The sequence below is a fragment of the Nocardioides sp. CCNWLW239 genome (assembly GCF_037137035.1).
In the GTDB taxonomy this organism is placed as follows: domain Bacteria; phylum Actinomycetota; class Actinomycetes; order Propionibacteriales; family Nocardioidaceae; genus Nocardioides.
Genome location: NZ_JBBBNW010000010.1, coordinates 41,256 through 57,378 on the forward strand (window position 1 = coordinate 41,256; position 16,123 = coordinate 57,378).

Annotated in this window: 16 protein-coding genes; 2 read left to right on the forward strand and 14 right to left on the reverse strand. The window is 70.6% G+C overall.

Translation table 11 applies throughout. The features are described from left to right. Nucleotides 1-198: 198 nt before the first annotated feature. The 5 genes from recN to WBG06_RS25410 form a co-directional block, all read right to left on the reverse strand. Nucleotides 199-1,962: a DNA repair protein RecN gene (gene recN, locus WBG06_RS25390; protein WP_336740442.1), complete on the reverse strand. Its 1,764-nt coding sequence runs from the start codon at nucleotides 1,960-1,962 to the stop codon at nucleotides 199-201. Continuing rightward, nucleotides 1,955-2,935 (reverse strand): NAD kinase, encoded by a 981-nt coding sequence (locus WBG06_RS25395; RefSeq protein ID WP_442945507.1) that lies wholly within the window; start codon nucleotides 2,933-2,935, stop codon nucleotides 1,955-1,957. Before WBG06_RS25395 ends, recN begins: the two co-directional genes overlap by 8 nt. Nucleotides 2,936-3,014: 79 nt before the next feature. Then, nucleotides 3,015-3,878 (reverse strand): TlyA family RNA methyltransferase, encoded by an 864-nt coding sequence (locus WBG06_RS25400; RefSeq protein ID WP_336740443.1) that lies wholly within the window; start codon nucleotides 3,876-3,878, stop codon nucleotides 3,015-3,017. An 11-nt stretch (nucleotides 3,879-3,889) separates the two neighbouring features. Continuing rightward, entirely contained in the window at nucleotides 3,890-4,156 is a 267-nt protein-coding gene (locus tag WBG06_RS25405) for a hypothetical protein (protein ID WP_336740445.1), read from the reverse strand. Further along, nucleotides 4,153-5,202 (reverse strand): HAD-IIA family hydrolase, encoded by a 1,050-nt coding sequence (locus tag WBG06_RS25410; RefSeq protein WP_336740447.1) that lies wholly within the window; start codon nucleotides 5,200-5,202, stop codon nucleotides 4,153-4,155. The genes WBG06_RS25405 and WBG06_RS25410 overlap by 4 nt, the downstream gene beginning before the upstream one ends. A gap of 65 nt (nucleotides 5,203-5,267) precedes the next feature. On the opposite strand from WBG06_RS25410, the gene WBG06_RS25415 reads away from it, so the two are divergent. Beyond that, nucleotides 5,268-6,428 carry a DUF1015 family protein gene (locus WBG06_RS25415; protein ID WP_336740449.1) on the forward strand — a complete coding sequence of 387 codons (1,161 nt, stop codon included), beginning with the start codon at nucleotides 5,268-5,270 and terminating at the stop codon, nucleotides 6,426-6,428. On the opposite strand, the gene WBG06_RS25420 is transcribed toward WBG06_RS25415, so the two are convergent. The 9 genes from WBG06_RS25420 to argC all read right to left on the reverse strand — a co-directional run bounded on the left by WBG06_RS25420 (nucleotide 6,425) and on the right by argC (nucleotide 15,209). Then, complete coding sequence (locus WBG06_RS25420) at nucleotides 6,425-6,844, reverse strand: single-stranded DNA-binding protein (protein ID WP_336740451.1); 420 nt, start codon at nucleotides 6,842-6,844, stop codon at nucleotides 6,425-6,427. The two genes, WBG06_RS25415 and WBG06_RS25420, sit on opposite strands and share 4 nt — an antisense overlap. A gap of 146 nt (nucleotides 6,845-6,990) precedes the next feature. Then, nucleotides 6,991-7,560, reverse strand: a complete 570-nt coding sequence (locus WBG06_RS25425; RefSeq protein ID WP_336740453.1) for a DNA-3-methyladenine glycosylase — start codon at nucleotides 7,558-7,560, stop codon at nucleotides 6,991-6,993. After that, nucleotides 7,560-8,984, reverse strand: a complete 1,425-nt coding sequence (argH, locus tag WBG06_RS25430; RefSeq protein WP_336740455.1) for an argininosuccinate lyase — start codon at nucleotides 8,982-8,984, stop codon at nucleotides 7,560-7,562. Before argH ends, WBG06_RS25425 begins: the two co-directional genes overlap by 1 nt. Then, the gene (gene argG, locus WBG06_RS25435; protein ID WP_336740457.1) at nucleotides 8,984-10,444 is read right to left on the reverse strand and encodes an argininosuccinate synthase; all 1,461 of its coding nucleotides are present in this window, start codon (nucleotides 10,442-10,444) and stop codon (nucleotides 8,984-8,986) included. Before argG ends, argH begins: the two co-directional genes overlap by 1 nt. Nucleotides 10,445-10,469: 25 nt before the next feature. Next, nucleotides 10,470-11,012, reverse strand: coding sequence for an arginine repressor (locus WBG06_RS25440; RefSeq protein ID WP_336740459.1), 543 nt, complete (start codon nucleotides 11,010-11,012; stop codon nucleotides 10,470-10,472). A gap of 22 nt (nucleotides 11,013-11,034) precedes the next feature. After that, on the reverse strand, nucleotides 11,035-11,958 hold the full coding sequence (argF, locus tag WBG06_RS25445; RefSeq protein WP_336740461.1) for an ornithine carbamoyltransferase: 924 nt from the start codon (nucleotides 11,956-11,958) through the stop codon (nucleotides 11,035-11,037). Next, nucleotides 11,955-13,154 (reverse strand): acetylornithine transaminase, encoded by a 1,200-nt coding sequence (locus WBG06_RS25450; RefSeq protein ID WP_336740463.1) that lies wholly within the window; start codon nucleotides 13,152-13,154, stop codon nucleotides 11,955-11,957. The genes argF and WBG06_RS25450 overlap by 4 nt, the downstream gene beginning before the upstream one ends. Next, entirely contained in the window at nucleotides 13,151-14,092 is a 942-nt protein-coding gene (gene argB / locus WBG06_RS25455; protein ID WP_442945508.1) for an acetylglutamate kinase, read from the reverse strand. Before argB ends, WBG06_RS25450 begins: the two co-directional genes overlap by 4 nt. 79 nt (nucleotides 14,093-14,171) lie before the next feature. Further along, complete coding sequence (gene argC, locus WBG06_RS25460; RefSeq protein WP_442945509.1) at nucleotides 14,172-15,209, reverse strand: N-acetyl-gamma-glutamyl-phosphate reductase; 1,038 nt, start codon at nucleotides 15,207-15,209, stop codon at nucleotides 14,172-14,174. Between the two features lie 74 nt (nucleotides 15,210-15,283). Between argC and WBG06_RS25465 the strand changes: the two genes are divergently transcribed. Further along, entirely contained in the window at nucleotides 15,284-16,114 is an 831-nt protein-coding gene (locus WBG06_RS25465; protein ID WP_336740467.1) for a maleylpyruvate isomerase N-terminal domain-containing protein, read from the forward strand. Nucleotides 16,115-16,123 lie beyond the last annotated feature (9 nt).

A 16,123-nucleotide genomic window follows, 5' to 3' on the forward strand; every position in this document is an offset into this window, starting at 1 on the left:
AATCCTCCCCTGGTATCGCGCTGAGTCCCCGGATCTCACCCCGGCGAGTCCCGCACGCCGAGAAGTCGCCCGCGTCGGCCGAGGCGTCACCGTGGTGACGTCTCGGCCGACCGTGGTGACGTCTCGGCCGACCGTGGTGACGTCTCGGCCGACCGTGGTGACGTCTCAGTCGACGCGCCTGGCGCCTCGGCGGGGTGGTCAGGCCTTGGCGGAGCGGGCGACCTCGAGAAGCTCGCGGGCGTGGGCGATGGCGGTGTCGGAGGCCGTCAGGCCGGCCAGCATGCGAGAGAGCTCGCGCTCGCGGGACTCGTCGTCGAGGACGGTGAGGCCGGAGCTGGTCACCACCCCGTCGCTGGTCTTCTCGACGGCGACATGGTGGTCGGCGAAGGCGGCGACCTGGGGCAGGTGGGTGACGACGAGGACCTGGGCTGTGCGGGCGAGATGCGCGAGGCGGCGGCCGATCTCAACCGCTGCGGTGCCACCGACACCGGCATCGACCTCGTCGAAGACGAAGGTCGGGACCGGACTGGTGGCCGCCAGGACCACCTCGATGGCCAGCATCACCCGGGACAGCTCACCGCCGGACGCGCCCTTGTGGAGCGGGCGCGGCTCGGAGCCGGTGTTGGCGGCCAGCAGCAGCTCGACCTCGTCAAGACCGTTGGAGCCGTAGCGCAGCCACCGGACGTTCTTGCCGGATCCGACCTTCAGCGGCGCGTGCGGCTCGTCCTCGGAGGAAGGCGTGTCGGTCTCCTTCTGGCGGACGTCGACCACCAGCCGAGCGTGGGGCATGGCCAGTCCGGTGAGCTCCTCGCTGACCGCCTCGGCCAGGGCGCCGGCGGACTCGGAGCGTGCGGCCGACAACGCCAGTCCGGCCTCGGTCAGCGCGGCCCGGAGCCGGGTGCGCTCCGCGCGGAGCTCCTCGATGCGGTCGTCGTCGGAATCGAGCTCGAGCAGGCGTTTCGCACCGGTCTCGGCCCAGGCGAGCACCTCGTCGATGGTCTCGCCGTATTTTCTGGTCAGCGCGGTCAGCGCGGCGCGCCGCTCGGAGACCGCGGACAGACGCGCCGGGTCGGTCTCGATCGCGGTCGCGTAGGAGGCGACGTCGGCGGCAAGGTCGGTGAGCAGGTAGGAGACCTCCGCGAGGCGGTCGGCCAGCGAGGCGGCGTCGGGGTCGTGGTCGCGCACACCGTCGAGGGCTTGGCGCGCGGCGGAGATCGCCCCCAGTGCGTCCGGGGCGTCGACCTCGGAGGAGAGCGCCTCGCGGGCCTGCTCCGAGGCGGTGCGCAGTGTGTCGGCGTAGCCGAGCTTCTCCTCCTCCTGGGCGAGGGTGAGGTCCTCACCGGGCTCGGGTGAGACCTCCTCGACCTCGCCGAGGCCGAAGCGGAGCAGGTCGGCCTCCTGTGCTCGCTCGCGGGCGTGGGTGGTGACCTCGTCGAGCTCTCGCTCGACCTTCTGCAGCTCGGCGTGGATGTCGGCGTAGGCCGCGAGCAGCTTGGCGACCGCCTCACCGCCGAAGCGGTCCAGCGAGTCGCGCTGGGCACGCGGCTGCAGCAGCCGGTGCTGGTCGGACTGGCCATGCACCGCGACCAGCGGCGAGGTCACCGATCCGAGCGTCGCGACCGGGACGGTCGCTCCCCCGACGTAGGCCCTCGCTCGTCCTTCGGCAGCGACGGTGCGGGCCACCAGGACCCGGCCCTCCTCGACCTCTCCCCCGGCCTCCTCGGTCGCGTCGATGACGCCGGGAAGCGACCTGGCGTCGATGACGCCCTCGACCCGCGCCGCCTTCTTGCCCTTGCGCACCGAGCCGGCGTCGCCCCGGCCGCCGAGCAGCAGCCCGAGCGCGGTCACGATCATCGTCTTGCCCGCACCGGTCTCACCGGTCACCACGGTCAGTCCTGGTCCGAGCTCCAGGGTCGAGGACTCGATGATCCCGAGCCCGGAGATCCTGATCTCCTCAAGCATGCTCGCCTCCGTTCATCCTGAACGGACGCCGTTCCGCGGCGCCTCGCCATCCCTCCACGGACAGTCCGAACTTCCGCACCAGCCGGTCCGTGAACGGCGCCTGGTGCAGGCGGACGAGTCTGACAGGCTCCACCCCCCGAGTGACCTCGATCCGCGCTCCCGGACCCAGGTCGTAGGAGCGCCGGCCGTCGCACCAGAGCACACCGACACCATCGGCCCGCGAGATGACCTCGACGGCCAGCACCGAGGTCGGCGCGACCACCATCGGCCTGGCGAAGAGCGCATGAGCGCTGATCGGGGTCAGCAGCAGCGCCTCGACGCCGGGCCACACGACCGGACCGCCGGCCGAGAAGTTGTAGGCCGTCGAACCGGTCGGGGTCGCGCAGACGACGCCGTCGCAGCCCCATCTCGACAAGGGCCGACCATCGATCTCGACGACCACCTCGAGCATCCGCTCGCGGGCGGCCTTCTCGACGCTGGCCTCGTTGACCGCGAACGTACGAAAGACCTTGTTCCCGTCCTCGAAGACGCTGACCTCGAGCGCGAGGCGGTCCTCGGAGGTGTAGCGACGATGCACGATCGCCTCGATCGTCGACTCGACGTCGTCGTACTCCGCCTCCGCCAGGAACCCGACGTGCCCGAGGTTGACCCCGAGCACCGGAGTGCGGTGAGGCTGGACGATCTCGGCGGCCCGCAGGATGGTGCCGTCCCCACCGATGACCAGCGCCAGCTCGCAGTCGCGGCTCGCGTCCTGCTCGTCGACGGCGAGCTCGAGCTCCGGTTCGTACGCCGCTGGGTCGATCCCCAGGTCGCTCGCCTCGTCGGCCAGCATCCTCACCACGATGCCGTGGACCGCGAGCGACTTGGCACAGGCGAGGCCGACCTCGCGGGCCTCCTCGCGCCCGGTGTGGATGAGCATGAGGACGCGCCGAACCTCGGCCTGGTCCACAGCAGGGGTAGCGGCGTCCGTCACGCGACTACCTCCGTAGCGCCAGCGCGCGAACAGAGACGCGGTCGCGTGGTGTCTGGATGGTTCCCTCGCTGGCGCTCGCTCACGGATCAACCTTCTCAGACGCCACCGACACAACCCCGGTGGCGGGGTTCTCCAGGCCGCGCTGCTCGCGCACCGCCTCCTCGATCTCGTCCTCGGTGACCGTGGCCTCCCCGCGGCGTAGCCAGAGGAAGAACTCGACGTTGCCGGACGGACCCGGGAGAGGGCTGGTGGTGACCGCACGCGCTCCCCAGCCGCGCCTCGCGGCGGCCGCAGCGACAGCGTTGACTGCCTCGGCGCGCAAGGCGGGGTCGCGAACCACGCCGCCCTTGCCGACCCGGTCCTTGCCCACCTCGAACTGCGGCTTGACCATCAGCGCCAGGTCGCCGTCGGGGCTGGTGACCCGGATGAGCGCGTCCAGGACCAGCTCGAGGGAGATGAAGGAGAGGTCGCCGACGACGACGTCGACCGGTTCGCCGACCACGTCGAGGGAGAGGTCACGGATGTTGGTGCGGTCATGGACGACGACCCGCTCGTCCTGCTGCAGGCGCCAGGCGAGCTGGCCGTAACCGACGTCGACGGCGACCACCTGCCTGGCTTCGTTGCGCAGCAGTACGTCGGTGAATCCGCCCGTCGACGCGCCGGCGTCCAGGCAGCGGCGGCCCTTGACCGAGAGCCCCAGCGGTTCGAACGCCGCGAGCGCTCCCGCGAGCTTGTGCCCACCGCGGGAGACGAAATCGGGCCGGTCGGGGTCCTCGGTGACCACGATGGCCACATCGGTGGTGACACCTGTGGCCGGCTTGGTCGCACGATTGCCCGAGACCGTGACCCTTCCGGCTGCGATCAGCTCGCTGGCGTGCTCGCGGGATCGGGCCAGCTTGCGCCGGACCAGCTCGGCGTCGAGGCGCAGGCGGCGTGGAGGCATGCGCTCGCCTCTCAGGGCTGGTCGGTCGGCCGGGGCGCGCTGGACGCCGCGGCCACCCGGGCCATCGCGTCGTGCGCCTGGCTGTCGGGATCCAGGGCGCGGCGCAGCTCGGTGTGGGCTGCCTCGAAGACGCCGACGTGCTCGGCAAGCGGCAGCTCCCCGAGCCGGTCGAGCGTCTCGAGGACCGCGTCGACGCGGGCGACACCGGTATGCGGGGCCGTGCTGGTGCCACCCGGCCCGGCGGAGGCCGGAGTCTCGTCGAAGTGCTGCTCGCTCATGAGGCCGAGACTACCGTCCCGCCGTCGTCGTTCGGGCCAGGCGGCACGGCCTGTGCACCGATCCTGGCAGCCGCCCCGGTCGCGTCCAGGTGCGCCCAGGCGCTGGCCGCGGCCGCTCGCCACCAGTCGTCGGCGCTGCCCTGGCCCGAGACACGCAGCTCGTCGTCGCGCACCTCTGCGGTCCAGCCGCCCAGTCGCGCGGTCGTGGCCTCGCACTCTGGTGCCTCGTGCGCCACCAGCAGACCACCCAGGTCGGAGGCGATGAAGGTCGGGCGCTGATGTGGCTGGGCCGCGACCAGCTCCTCGAGCCCAGTGACGCCGGTGAGCACGAGCAGCGTGTCGATGCCTGCGTTGTGGCCGCCTTCGATGTCGGTGTCGAGCCGGTCGCCGACCATCAGCGGATGCTCGGCCTCGGTGCGTCGGATGGTCTCCTCCAGCAGCGGCCGCGACGGTTTGCCCGCCACGACCGGCTCGACCCCCGAGAAGCGGCGCAGCGTGTCGACCAGGACGCCGTGGCCCGGCGCGATGCCGTAGGCGGCTGGGAAGGTCATGTCGGTGTTGCTGGCGACCCAGAAGAGCCCGTCCTTGATCCGCACGGCCGCGCGGAGGATGTGCTTCCACAGCAGCTCGGGGTTGTAGCCGGTGACGATCGCCTCGGCATCTTCGTCGACGGCCACCGGCACCAGGCCGGCCGCCTCGAGCGGCTCGCGCAGGCCGGCCGCACCCAGGTTGACCACCTTCGCTCCGGGGGCGAGGCGCTCGGCCAGGACACGCGCGGCGGCTTGGGCGGAGGTGACCACGTCCTCGGCGGTCGCCTCCATCCCCAGGCTGCGGATGTGCTCGGCCACCTTGGCCGGAGGCCGGGCGGCGTTGTTGGTGATGAACGCCAGACGCAACCCGTCCTCGCGGGCTGCCGCCAGCGACTCGGGAGCGCGCGGGACCGCGGCCCCGCCGATGTAGACCACACCGTCGAGATCGAGCATCGCCACGTCGTAGACGGCGGCGAGCGCCCGTTCTGAGCTCTTCAGCTGATGGCCGGTCTGCACACGAAGTTCCTTCTCTGAAGTCGGGGGTGCGGCGAATGGCACCAGGGTGACCCTACGATGTGCGGATGGACGATACAGGTGTGGTCAGGGCGCCGTACCTCGGCCGTCCGCTGCGCCTGGAGCCTTTTCGAGCGCTCTCGCTGGCGCCATCGCGGATCGGCGACCCGACGTCGGCGCGGCTCTACTCCCGGCCCTATCGCGGTGTCGCCTCGCGGATCAGCTCGTGGTTGGCGCGTGGTGATCTGCACGAGCACCGTGTCCCGGCGCTCTATCTGCACGAGTACACCGCAGCCGGGATCACCGTGCGGGGCGTCGTCGGGATCCTCGACGTCTCACACCGCACCGACGAGCCCGGTGAAGCCGCCGTGCTCCCCCACGAAGGTGTGCGCACCGCCCAGGCCGAGCAGCTCGCCTCCAGGATGCGGCAGATGCGGGTGCACCCGGCGCCGATCCTGCTGACCTACCACGCGCCCGACGGCGTCGCCGCGCTGCTCGACCAGGTGCAGAGCGGTCCTCCTGACGACCAGTACGACGACCACGGCGGCCAGCACCATCGGGTCTGGGCAATCACCGACGAGACACTGATCGGCCAGCTGCGCACGGCCTGGGTCACCCAGCAGGCGCTGATCGCCGACGGCCACCACCGGTATGCGGCCTATGCCGAGCTCCAAGGAGCGGCGGATCCCGGCGACGCGGCGGCCACGGACTTCGGCCTGGCGATGCTCATCGACCAGGACGACACGCCGTTGCAGCTCGGAGCGATCCATCGGGTGCTGGCCGGAGTCAATCTGCGAGACCTACGGGCCGCGGCCGAGGCCGTCGGCGCCGCGTGGACCGCGGGCAGTCGTGACGCAGCGCTGAGCAGGCTCGGGCCCGGGGTCATCGTGGTCAGCGACGGACGCGGCTGGGCCACGCTCGAGGTCGACACCACCGACAGTCCTGTCACCGGCGACGTCGGCTATCTGCACGACCGGGTCCTCCCCGAGCTGCGCCGAGAGCCGTCTCGGGTGCTGCACGCCCACCAGGTCGATGCCGCCCTCAAGCGGGCCCGCCCTGGACGCGACGTCGCGGTGCTGCTGGCGGCACCGACCTTCGACACCGTCCTCTCCTCCGCCTCGATCGGCCAGCTGCTCCCGGAGAAGGCGACCTCCTTCCAGCCCAAGCCGCATCCGGGCGTGCTCATCCGGCTTCTCGATGCCGCGCGGATGGAGAAGTCGCGGCACTAGCTCGCCTGTCTGGTGGCGGCAGCAGCCCGGCTCACGCGTCTGGCCGACGAGACCTCGACCTCGGTCATCGACTGTAGCCGTCCGCCGGTCTTGAAGAACCGGCGACGCAAAGAGCCGTTGACCTCGATGACGTCGCCCACCTGCCAGGTCGCCGCCGCGCGGCGGACCCGAGCGACCCAGGTGTGACACTCCAGCGCATCGATCTGCACCCGGCTCCCCCGCCGTTTGTCGCGTGGCCGGTTCACGACCACCCGGAACGCGGTGAGCTGGTCGCCGCTGGGCAGCTCCTTCTCCTCCGCGGCCAGCGAGAGCCGGCCGATCAGCCGCACCTCGTTGACCGTCGCCAGCCCGCCGGCCGGTCCCACCTGCCCACCATCGTCTGGTGATGGTTCCTTCTCTACCTTTGCGACCGTCATCTCGATCACCTCCGACCACCATCCTGGTCAGGGGCACCGACAGTTCTGCCCTCGGAGGCGAGGCCTGTGGAGAACCCTGGTGCGAACATGGCCTGTGGATGGTCATCGGCCCGTCAGGCCGAGATCACAGCCCGTCAGACGGCTGCTCAGAGGGCTTTCGCCGGCCGGTAGCGCGAGACCGTCGGATCGCCCGCGACCCAGAACCGCCACGGACGCTCCGGGGCGAGACGCAACCCCACCCGTGGCCCGGCGGCCACCTCGATCCGCGCCCAGGTCTCGGCCGGCGCCAGATCCAGCTCGAAGTCGTGGGTCCCGTTCATCGTGAGGTCGATGCCGAGCGCCGTGCAGAGCCGTGCCGGCCCACGGGCCAGGTCGACGTCCCGTGCGGCCCCGCGTCGTTCCCGGGTCGTCTCGATGCCCTCGATCACCTCGCCGGCCCGGAGCAGGATGGCACCGGGTTCGCCTGGTGGGTGGCAGACGAGGTTCACACAGTGGTGCATCCCGTAGGTGAAGTAGACGTAGAGCCGCCCCGGCGGTCCGAACATCACCCGGTTGCGGTTCGTCTCGCCCCGGAACGCGTGCGAGCCGGGATCGTCGGCCGCGTAGGCCTCCACCTCGGTGAGCCGCACCTTCACCCCGTCGAACGACAGCGTGGCCCCGAGGAGCCGCGGAGCGGTCTCCTCGGGGCGCTGGTGCAACAGCTCGGTGAGCGACACTACGACGGGCGGAACCCGGCGGAGGCGGTCCGGAGCTCGGCGAGCTGTTCGGCGACCCGCTCCGGAGCCGTGCCACCGCGGCCGTCCCGGGAGGCGACCGAGCCCTCGATGGTCAGCACCAGGCGTACGTCGGGAGTCAGCGCCGGCGAGATCGTCGCGAACTCCTCGTCCGTGAGCGCGTCCAGCTCCACGCCGCGCTTCTCCGCCGCCTGCACGCAGGCTCCGGCGAGCTCGTGCGCGATCCGGAACGGGGTGCCCTGACGGACCAGCCACTCGGCGATGTCGGTGGCCAGCGAGAAGCCCTGCGGAGCGAGCTCGGCCATCCGGTCGGTGTTGTAGACCAGCGTCGCGACCTGGCCGGTGAAGGCCGGCAGCAGCACCTCGAGGGTGTCCAGCGAGTCGAAGACCGGCTCCTTGTCCTCCTGCAGGTCGCGGTTGTAGGCCAGCGGCAGCGCCTTCAGGGTGGTCAGCAAGCCGGTCAGGTTGCCGACCAGACGGCCGGCCTTGCCGCGGGCGAGCTCAGAGATGTCGGGGTTCTTCTTCTGCGGCATGATGCTCGAGCCCGTCGACCAGGAGTCGTGCAGCGTGACGAAGTCGAACTCCTTGGTCGCCCACAGGATGATCTCCTCGGCGATCCGGCTGATGTCGACACCGATCTGGGCGCAGACATAGGCGAACTCGGCGACGAAGTCGCGCGAGGCGGTCCCGTCGATCGAGTTGGCGCTCGACCCGGTGAAGCCGAGCTCGGTGGCGACCAGCTCCGGGTCGAGCCCGAGCGACTGACCCGCGAGCGCTCCGGACCCGTAGGGCGAGTCGCAGACGACCCTCGCCCGCCAGTCCTCGAGCCGGGAGACGTCGCGCAGCAGCGCCCACGCGTGCGCCATCAGGTGGTGGGAGAGCAGGACCGGCTGGGCATGCTGGAGGTGCGTACGTCCCGGCATGATCGCGCCGAGGTTCTCGTCCGCCTGCGTGGCGAGAGCGTCGATCAGGTCGAGCACGAGCCCGCGGAGCACCCGCTCGTGGTCGAGCAGATAGCTGCGGAACAGGGTGGCGATCTGGTCGTTGCGCGAACGCCCGGCCCGCAGCTTGCCGCCGACCTCGGGACCGATCTCCTCGATGAGCAGCCGCTCGAGCGCGCCGTGCACGTCCTCGTCGGAGTCGGCCGGCCGCAGCCGCCCGGCGGTGAACCGGTCGGCGAGGACGTCCAGACCCCGGTGGATCTCGTTCTCCTCGTCACCGGTCAGCAGACCCGCCGCGCCCAGCGCCTTGGCGTGGGCGTGCGAACCGGCGATGTCGTAGAGCGCCAGCCGCCAGTCGAACTGCGTCGAGCGCGAGAGCGCCTCGAGCTCCGGCGAGGGACCGCCGGCGAACCGGCCGCCCCAGAGCTTGCCCTCGTTGGTGGTGTGGGCGGGTGTGTTCGACATCAGTCGTTCCCCGACTCCAGCGCTGCCTCGTCCAGGAAGGTGTCGTCCAGCACGGCCTCCTCGGTCGGAAGCGCTGCCGGGACGGGCTTCCCGTCGGTGGCGGCGATGCGGTCGAAGCCACCGGCGGGCAGCTCACCGAAGAGGGTGCCGTGCTCGACCAGCACCGTGCCCTGGTCCAGGGGATGACCGGCGTAGATCTCCAGCTTGGAACGGGAGTCGGCGATGTCGAGGTTGCGCATGGTGAGCTGACCGATGCGGTCGACGGGGCCGAAGGCGGCGTTCTCGACGCGCTCCATGGAGAGCTTCTCCGGGTGGTAGGAGAAATGCGAGCCCTCGGTGTTCAAGATGGTGTAGTCCTCACCGCGGCGCAGCCGCAGCGTGACCGTGCCGGAGACCAGGGAGGCGATCCAGCGCTGGATCGCCTCGCGCAGCATCAGCGCCTGCGGGTCGAGCCAGCGGCCCTCGTAGAGCAGGCGGCCGAGCTTGCGGCCGTCGTTGTAGTAGTTGGACATGGTGTCCTCGTTGTGCACCGCGTTGAGCAGCCGCTCGTAGGCCGCCCACAGCAACGCCATGCCCGGCGCTTCATAGATGCCGCGCGACTTCGCCTCGATGATCCGGTTCTCGATCTGGTCGGACATACCCAGTCCGTGGCGGCCACCGATGGCGTTGGCCTCGTAGACCAGGGCGACGGGGTCGGAGTAGTCCTTGCCGTTGATCGCGACCGGGCGGCCCTCGACGAAGGTGATCGAGACGTCCTCCGTCTCGATCTCGACCGAAGGGTCCCAGAACTTCACACCCATGATCGGCTCGACGGTCTCCAGCGAGACGTCGAGGTGCTCGAGGGTCTTGGCCTCGTGGGTGGCGCCCCAGATGTTGGCGTCGGTGGAGTAGGCCTTCTCGGTCGAGTCGCGGTAGGGCAGGTTGTGGGCGACCAGCCACTCCGACATCTCGTGGCGACCACCGAGCTCGTGGACGAAGTCGGCGTCGAGCCACGGCTTGTAGATGCGCAGCTCGGGGTTGGCCATCAGGCCGTAGCGGTAGAACCGCTCGATGTCGTTGCCCTTGAAGGTCGAACCGTCGCCCCAGATGTTGACGCCGTCGGCCTGCATGGCGCGGACCAGCATCGTGCCGGTCACGGCGCGGCCGAGCGGGGTGGTGTTGAAGTAGGTGCGGCCTCCGGAGCGGATGTGGAACGCGCCGCAGGCAAGGGCGGCCAGCCCCTCCTCGACGAGCTGCGGCTTGATGTCGACGGCACGCGCGATCTCCGCGCCGTAGGCCATCGCACGGTCCGGGACACCCGAGATGTCGGTCTCGTCGTATTGCCCGATGTCGGCGGTGTAGGTGCACGGGACCGCACCCTTGTCGCGCATCCAGGCGACCGCCACGGAGGTGTCGAGACCTCCGGAGAAGGCGATGCCGACGCGCTCGCCCTTGGGAAGGGAGGTCAGGACCTTGCTCACGAGATGTTGCTCCTTGCTCTGAAAGCTACTGATTGTCTGTGGTCTTGTCGGCGGGGGTCTTGCCGGCGAGGCTGAGGAAGCGCTCGACGAGCGCCGCGCCCCCCGTGGGCTCGCGGCCGATGACGAGCACGGTGTCGTCGCCGGCGATGGTGCCGAGGATGTCGGGATATTCGGCGCGGTCGATAGCGGAGGCGAAGTATTGTGCGCCACCCGCAGGCGTACGCAGCACCACCAGGTTCGCACTTCCGTCGGCGCTCACCAACAGCTCACGGGCGAGTCGTCCGAGCTTGCTGCGTCCGCTCGCGGACTCCCCCGGGGCGACCGCGGTGCGGTCTCCGCCTTCCCCGGGCACGGCGTAGACCAGCGCACCGGAAGGCGCCCGCACCTTGACCGCGTCGAGCTCGTCCAGGTCGCGCGAGAGGGTCGCCTGGGTGACGTTGACCCCATGGGCGAAGAGTGCCTCGGAGAGCTCGGTCTGCGACCGGATCTCCTTGCCCCAGATGATGTCGACGATCAGCGACTGGCGCGCGCCTTTGGTCGCGGGCCGCTGGGCCTCGTTGGTCGTCATCGCGTCACCTCTGCATGCTCGGTCATCGTCGCTCCCACAGGAACGCGAGGATCGCCTTCTGGGCATGGCGCCGGTTCTCCGCCTCGTCCCAGACCAGGCTCCGCGGACCGTCGAGCACCTCGGCCTCGATCTCCTTGCCCCGGTAGGCCGGCAGGCAGTGGAGCACGACCGCGTCGGGATCCGCGTGGCCGAGCAGCTCGGTGGTGAGCGCGTAGGGCGAGAACACGGCGACCCGGGCGGCCGCCTCGCTCTCCTTGCCCATCGAGACCCAGGTGTCGGTGATGAGTACGTCGGCCCCGGCTGCCGCCGCGACCGGGTCAGCGGTCACCGTGACGGAGCCGCCTGTCTCCTCGGCGATCTCCTTGGCCCGGACCAGCACGTCCGCGTCGGGCAGGTAGCCCTCCGGTGCACCGAACCGGACGTGCATCCCGGCGGTGGCCCCGGCCAGCGCCCAGGAGTTGCCCATGTTGCAGGCCGCGTCACCGAGGAAGGCCGCGGTCAGGCCCGACAGGTCTCCCTTGTGCTCCCGGAGTGTCTGCAGGTCGGCGAGCAGCTGGCAGGGGTGGAACTCGTCGGTGAGCGCGTTGACGACCGGGACGCCCGAGTGGGCGGCCATCTCCTCGATGTCGCTCTGCGCGAACGTACGCCACACGATCTCGCCCGCCTGCCGGCCCAGCACCCGGGCGACGTCGGCGACGGACTCCCGCTCGCCGATCCCGGCGAGGCGGCCGTCGACGAGCATCGAGTGGCCGCCGAGCTCGGCGATGCCGGAGGAGAACGAGGCCTGGGTGCGCAGCGTCGGCTTGTCGTAGATCGTGGCCACGGTCACCGGACCGGCGAGGGGCTTGGCGGCGTAGGGGTCCTGCTTCATCGCCGCCGCGAGCGCCAGCACCACGCCCTGCTCGGCCGGGGTGAGGTCGTCGTCACGCAGGAAGTGTCTGGTCACTTCGCTCCCTCCGCCGCTTCGGCTGCGTCGAGGATGGAGGGCCACGCGGCCAGGAGGCTCTCGGCGTCGTCCTCGGTGAGGACGAGCGGCGGCACGATCCGGATCCGCTCGGGGGTGGCGTTGTTGAGGATGAAGCCCGCCTCCAGCGCAGCCGCAGCGACGGCGGCCGAGCCGAGACCGGCGAGAACGACGCCGATGAACAGACCTTCGCCGTCGACCCTCGCAACGCGCGGGTCGGCGGCCAGACCGTCGCGCAGCTTCTGACCGAGCACGGTGACGTGCTCGAGGATCCCGTCGGCCTCGATGGTGTTCACCACCGCGAGGCCCGCGGCGCAGGCGACCGGGTTGCCACCGAAGGTGGTGCCGTGATTGCCGGGCTCGAAGAGCATCGCCGCCCGGCCCAGACCGATGCAGGCACCGATCGGGAAACCGCCGCCGAGGCCCTTGGCCAGGGTGACGATGTCGGCGGTGATGCCGGAGGTCTCGTGGGCGAACCAGCGGCCGGTGCGGCCCAGGCCGGACTGGACCTCGTCGAGCCACAGCAGCGCGCCGTGCTCGTCGGCGATGGTCCGCGCGGCCGCCAGGTAGTCCGCGGGCGGGACGACGACGCCGGCCTCGCCCTGGATGGGCTCGAGGATGATCGCCGCGGTCTGGTCGGTCACGGCCGCGGCCAGCGCGGAGGCGTCGCCGTAGGGGACGAAGGTGACCTCGCCGGGCAACGGCTCGAACGGCGCCCGGTAGGCCTCCTTGGCGGTCAGCGCCAGGGCACCCATCGAACGGCCGTGGAAGGCACCCTGCGCAGCCACGATGTGCGTGCGTCCCGTGCGCCGGGTCAGCTTGAAGCCGGCCTCGTTGGCCTCGGTGCCGGAGTTGGTGAAGAAGACCCGACCGGTCTCGCCGCCCGGAAGCCGGGCGAGCAGGGCCTCGGCCAGCTCGACCTGCGGGTGGGAGGTGAAGAAGTTGGAGATGTGGCCGAGGGACTCCATCTGGGAGGTCACCGCGGAGACCAGCGCAGGGTGCGCGTGGCCCAGGGCGTTGACCGCGATGCCGGCCAGCAGGTCGACGTACTCCTTGCCGTTCTCGTCCCAGACGTGGGCGCCCTCGCCTCGGGTGAGGACCAGCTTGGGGGCACCGAAGGTGTTCATCAGGGAGGCGGCGTAGCGCTCCTCCCAAGAATCGGGCACAGTCGTGCTCATCGGTCCAGCTCCCTTGCCTTGCGGGTCTTGGTGGTGACGCCGGGGAGCACCTGGGTGCCGACTCCCTCGGCGGTGAACAGCTCCAGCAGCACGGCGTGCTGCTCGCGGCCGTCGACGACGGTGGCGCGCTTGACGCCGCCCTTGACCGCCTCGAGGCAGGCGCTCATCTTCGGGATCATCCCGCTGGCCAGGTCGGGCAGGATGCCCTCCAGTGCCTCGGGGCTGATCTCGCCGATGACCTCCTCGGGGTCGGGCCAGTCGAGGTAGAGGCCCTCGACGTCCGTCAGGACGAGCAGCTTCTCGGCCTGCAGCGCGACCGCCAGCGCCGAGGCGGCGCGGTCGGCATTGACGTTGTAGATGGCCCCGTCGGCGTCGGGCGCGACGCTGGAGACGACCGGGATCCGGCCGGCCTCGATGATGTCGAGGACCGCCGCGGGAAGCACGTCGACCACCTCGCCGACCTGACCCAGGTCGACCTCTTCACCGTCGACGACGGTGCTGGCCGGCTCGGCGGTGAAGAGCCCGGCGTCCTCGCCGGAGAGCCCGACGGCCAGCGGGCCGTGCTCGTTGATCAGCCCGACGAGCTCACGCTGGACCTGGCCGACCAGGACCATCCGGACCACGTCCATGGCCTCCGGAGTGGTCACCCTCAGCCCACCGCGGAACTCCGACTCGATGCCGAGCCGGTCGAGCATGCTCGAGATCTGGGGACCGCCGCCGTGCACGACGACCGGCTTGAAGCCGGCGAACCGCATGAAGGCGATGTCCTCGGCGAAGGCACGTTTGAGGGTGTCGTCGGTCATGGCGTTGCCGCCGTACTTCACCACGACGATCTTGCCGTGATATTCCTTCAGCCACGGCAGCGCGCCGGCGAGGGTGCGGGCCTTGGCGGGGTCGGGGCGACCGGGCTCGTGGGCCACGGTCTCCAGGTCGATCACTCCGCCACCCCCGTAGCGCAGGCGCCAGGATACGGGCGCGGCGGCGTGAGGGTCTTGAGGTTCACTCGCTGACGCTCGTTCACGGAGCCACTCCCACCGTGCTCAGACCGGTGGTCTCCTCGAGGCCGAGCGCGAGGTTCATGCACTGGATCGCTCCCCCGGCGGTGCCCTTGGCGAGGTTGTCCTCGGCACCGACGACGACCAGCCGCCCAGCGGCCTCGTCGACGGTGACCTGCAGGTGGACGGCGTTGGAGCCGAGCACAGCCTGCGTCTGGGGCCACTGGCCTTCCGGGAGCAGGTGGACGAAGGGCTCCTCGCCGTAGGCCTTCTCGTAGACCGCGCGCGCTTCCGCCGCGGTGACACCGTCGGCGAGCTTGGCCGAGCAGGTGGCCAGGATGCCGCGGGGCATCGGCACCAGCACCGGAGTGAAGGAGACCGAGACCTCGCCGTCGACCAGCGCGGAGAGGTTCTGGACGATCTCAGGGGTGTGTCGGTGGACGCCACCGACGCCGTAGGCGCTCACGTTGCCCATGACCTCGGCGCCGATCAGGTGCGGCTTGGACGACTTCCCCGCGCCGCTGGTGCCGGTGGCGGCGACCACGACGACCTCGGGCTCGACGATGCCGGCCTCGACCGCCGGGGCGAGGGCCAGGGTGGAGACGGTCGGGAAGCAGCCCGGCACGGCGATCCGGCTCGCCGAGGCGAGCGCGGCCCGTTGCCCGGGAAGCTCCGGAAGCCCGTAGGGCCAGGTGCCGGCGTGGTCGGTGCCGTAGAACTTCGTCCACGTCTCGGCGTCGGCGAGCCGGTAGTCGGCGCCGCAGTCGATCACGACCACATCGTCAGGCAGGCCGGCCGCGATCGGTCCGGACTCGCCGTGCGGGAGCGCCAGGAAGACGACGTCGTGACCGGCCAGGGTCTCGGCGGTGGTGGGCTCCAGGACTCGGTCGGCGAGCGGGAGCAGATGGGGCTGGAGGCTCCCCAGGGTCTTACCCGCGCTGGAGGCGGCGGTCAGGGCGCCGATCTCCACCTCGGGGTGGGCCAGCAACAGCCTGAGCAGCTCACCTCCGGCATATCCACTGGCACCGGCGACGGCGACGCGCTTCTTCGTCATATGCATGACCATACGCTGCACTGCATGTCGCCTGCAAAACCCGTTCGGAGAATGAGACGCCGGCGCTTAGTCTTCGCTCCATGACAACCCGTCTCACCCCCGCCGCGTACCTCGACCACATCCGGTCCGAGTCGGCGCGCTTCCGTGCCGTCCTGGCCGACACCGACCCCACCGCCCCTGTCCCGACCGCCCCGGAGTGGACCGCCGCCGACCTGTTGTGGCACGTCGCCGGCGAGGTGCAGCACTTCTGGACGCACGTCGTGGAAACCCGGCCCGCAACCCCGTCCGACGAAACCTATGACGAGCCGAAGCGCCCCCAGAACGCCACTTATGAGGACCTGCTCGCCCTCTTCGATGAGACGAACACTCGGTTCGTCAAGACCCTCGAACAGACTCCGCCGGACGACCGCGCATGGACCTGGTCGAAGGAGCAGACTGCCGGATTCACCTTCCGCCGACAGGCCCATGAGATCCTGATCCACCGTCTCGATGCCGAACTCACCGCCGGCACGGTGACACCGCTCGACCCCAAGCTGGCCGCAGACGGGGTCGACGAGGTCCTCGACATCATGTATGGCGGCAAGCCCGAGTGGTCGAGCTTCGTCGGCGGCAAGCACTTCGTCCGCGTCGACGCCGTCGACACTGACACTCGGATCTGGGTCCAGCTCGGCCTCCTCTCCGGCACCCGCCCCAATGGCGACCACCTGGAGAACGAGCCCGACCTGTACGTCATCTCCCACGACGAGGTCCCAGCCGGCACCGAGCCGGACGTGATCATCGAAGGCGCCGCCGGCGACCTGGACGCGTGGCTGTGGCGTCGCCGCGACGACGAGGACATCCGCATCACCGGCGATCAGGATGTCTATGCCGAATTCCGCGCGTTGACGAACCAACCGATCACCAACGACTAGCGTCATGCC

What these genes read in the sequence shown, in the direction of transcription:
- argC (WP_442945509.1), bottom strand. Translation starts at nt 15,209, where the DNA reads ATGCATATGACGAAGAAGCGCGTCGCCGTCGCCGGTGCCAGTGGATAT.
- WBG06_RS25420 (WP_336740451.1), bottom strand. Translation starts at nt 6,844, where the DNA reads ATGACGGTCGCAAAGGTAGAGAAGGAACCATCACCAGACGATGGTGGG.
- WBG06_RS25405 (WP_336740445.1), bottom strand. Translation starts at nt 4,156, where the DNA reads ATGAGCGAGCAGCACTTCGACGAGACTCCGGCCTCCGCCGGGCCGGGT.
- recN (WP_336740442.1), bottom strand. Translation starts at nt 1,962, where the DNA reads ATGCTTGAGGAGATCAGGATCTCCGGGCTCGGGATCATCGAGTCCTCG.
- WBG06_RS25415 (WP_336740449.1), top strand. Translation starts at nt 5,268, where the DNA reads ATGGACGATACAGGTGTGGTCAGGGCGCCGTACCTCGGCCGTCCGCTG.
- WBG06_RS25400 (WP_336740443.1), bottom strand. Translation starts at nt 3,878, where the DNA reads ATGCCTCCACGCCGCCTGCGCCTCGACGCCGAGCTGGTCCGGCGCAAG.
- argH (WP_336740455.1), bottom strand. Translation starts at nt 8,984, where the DNA reads ATGTCGAACACACCCGCCCACACCACCAACGAGGGCAAGCTCTGGGGC.
- WBG06_RS25450 (WP_336740463.1), bottom strand. Translation starts at nt 13,154, where the DNA reads ATGAGCACGACTGTGCCCGATTCTTGGGAGGAGCGCTACGCCGCCTCC.
- WBG06_RS25465 (WP_336740467.1), top strand. Translation starts at nt 15,284, where the DNA reads ATGACAACCCGTCTCACCCCCGCCGCGTACCTCGACCACATCCGGTCC.
- WBG06_RS25440 (WP_336740459.1), bottom strand. Translation starts at nt 11,012, where the DNA reads ATGACGACCAACGAGGCCCAGCGGCCCGCGACCAAAGGCGCGCGCCAG.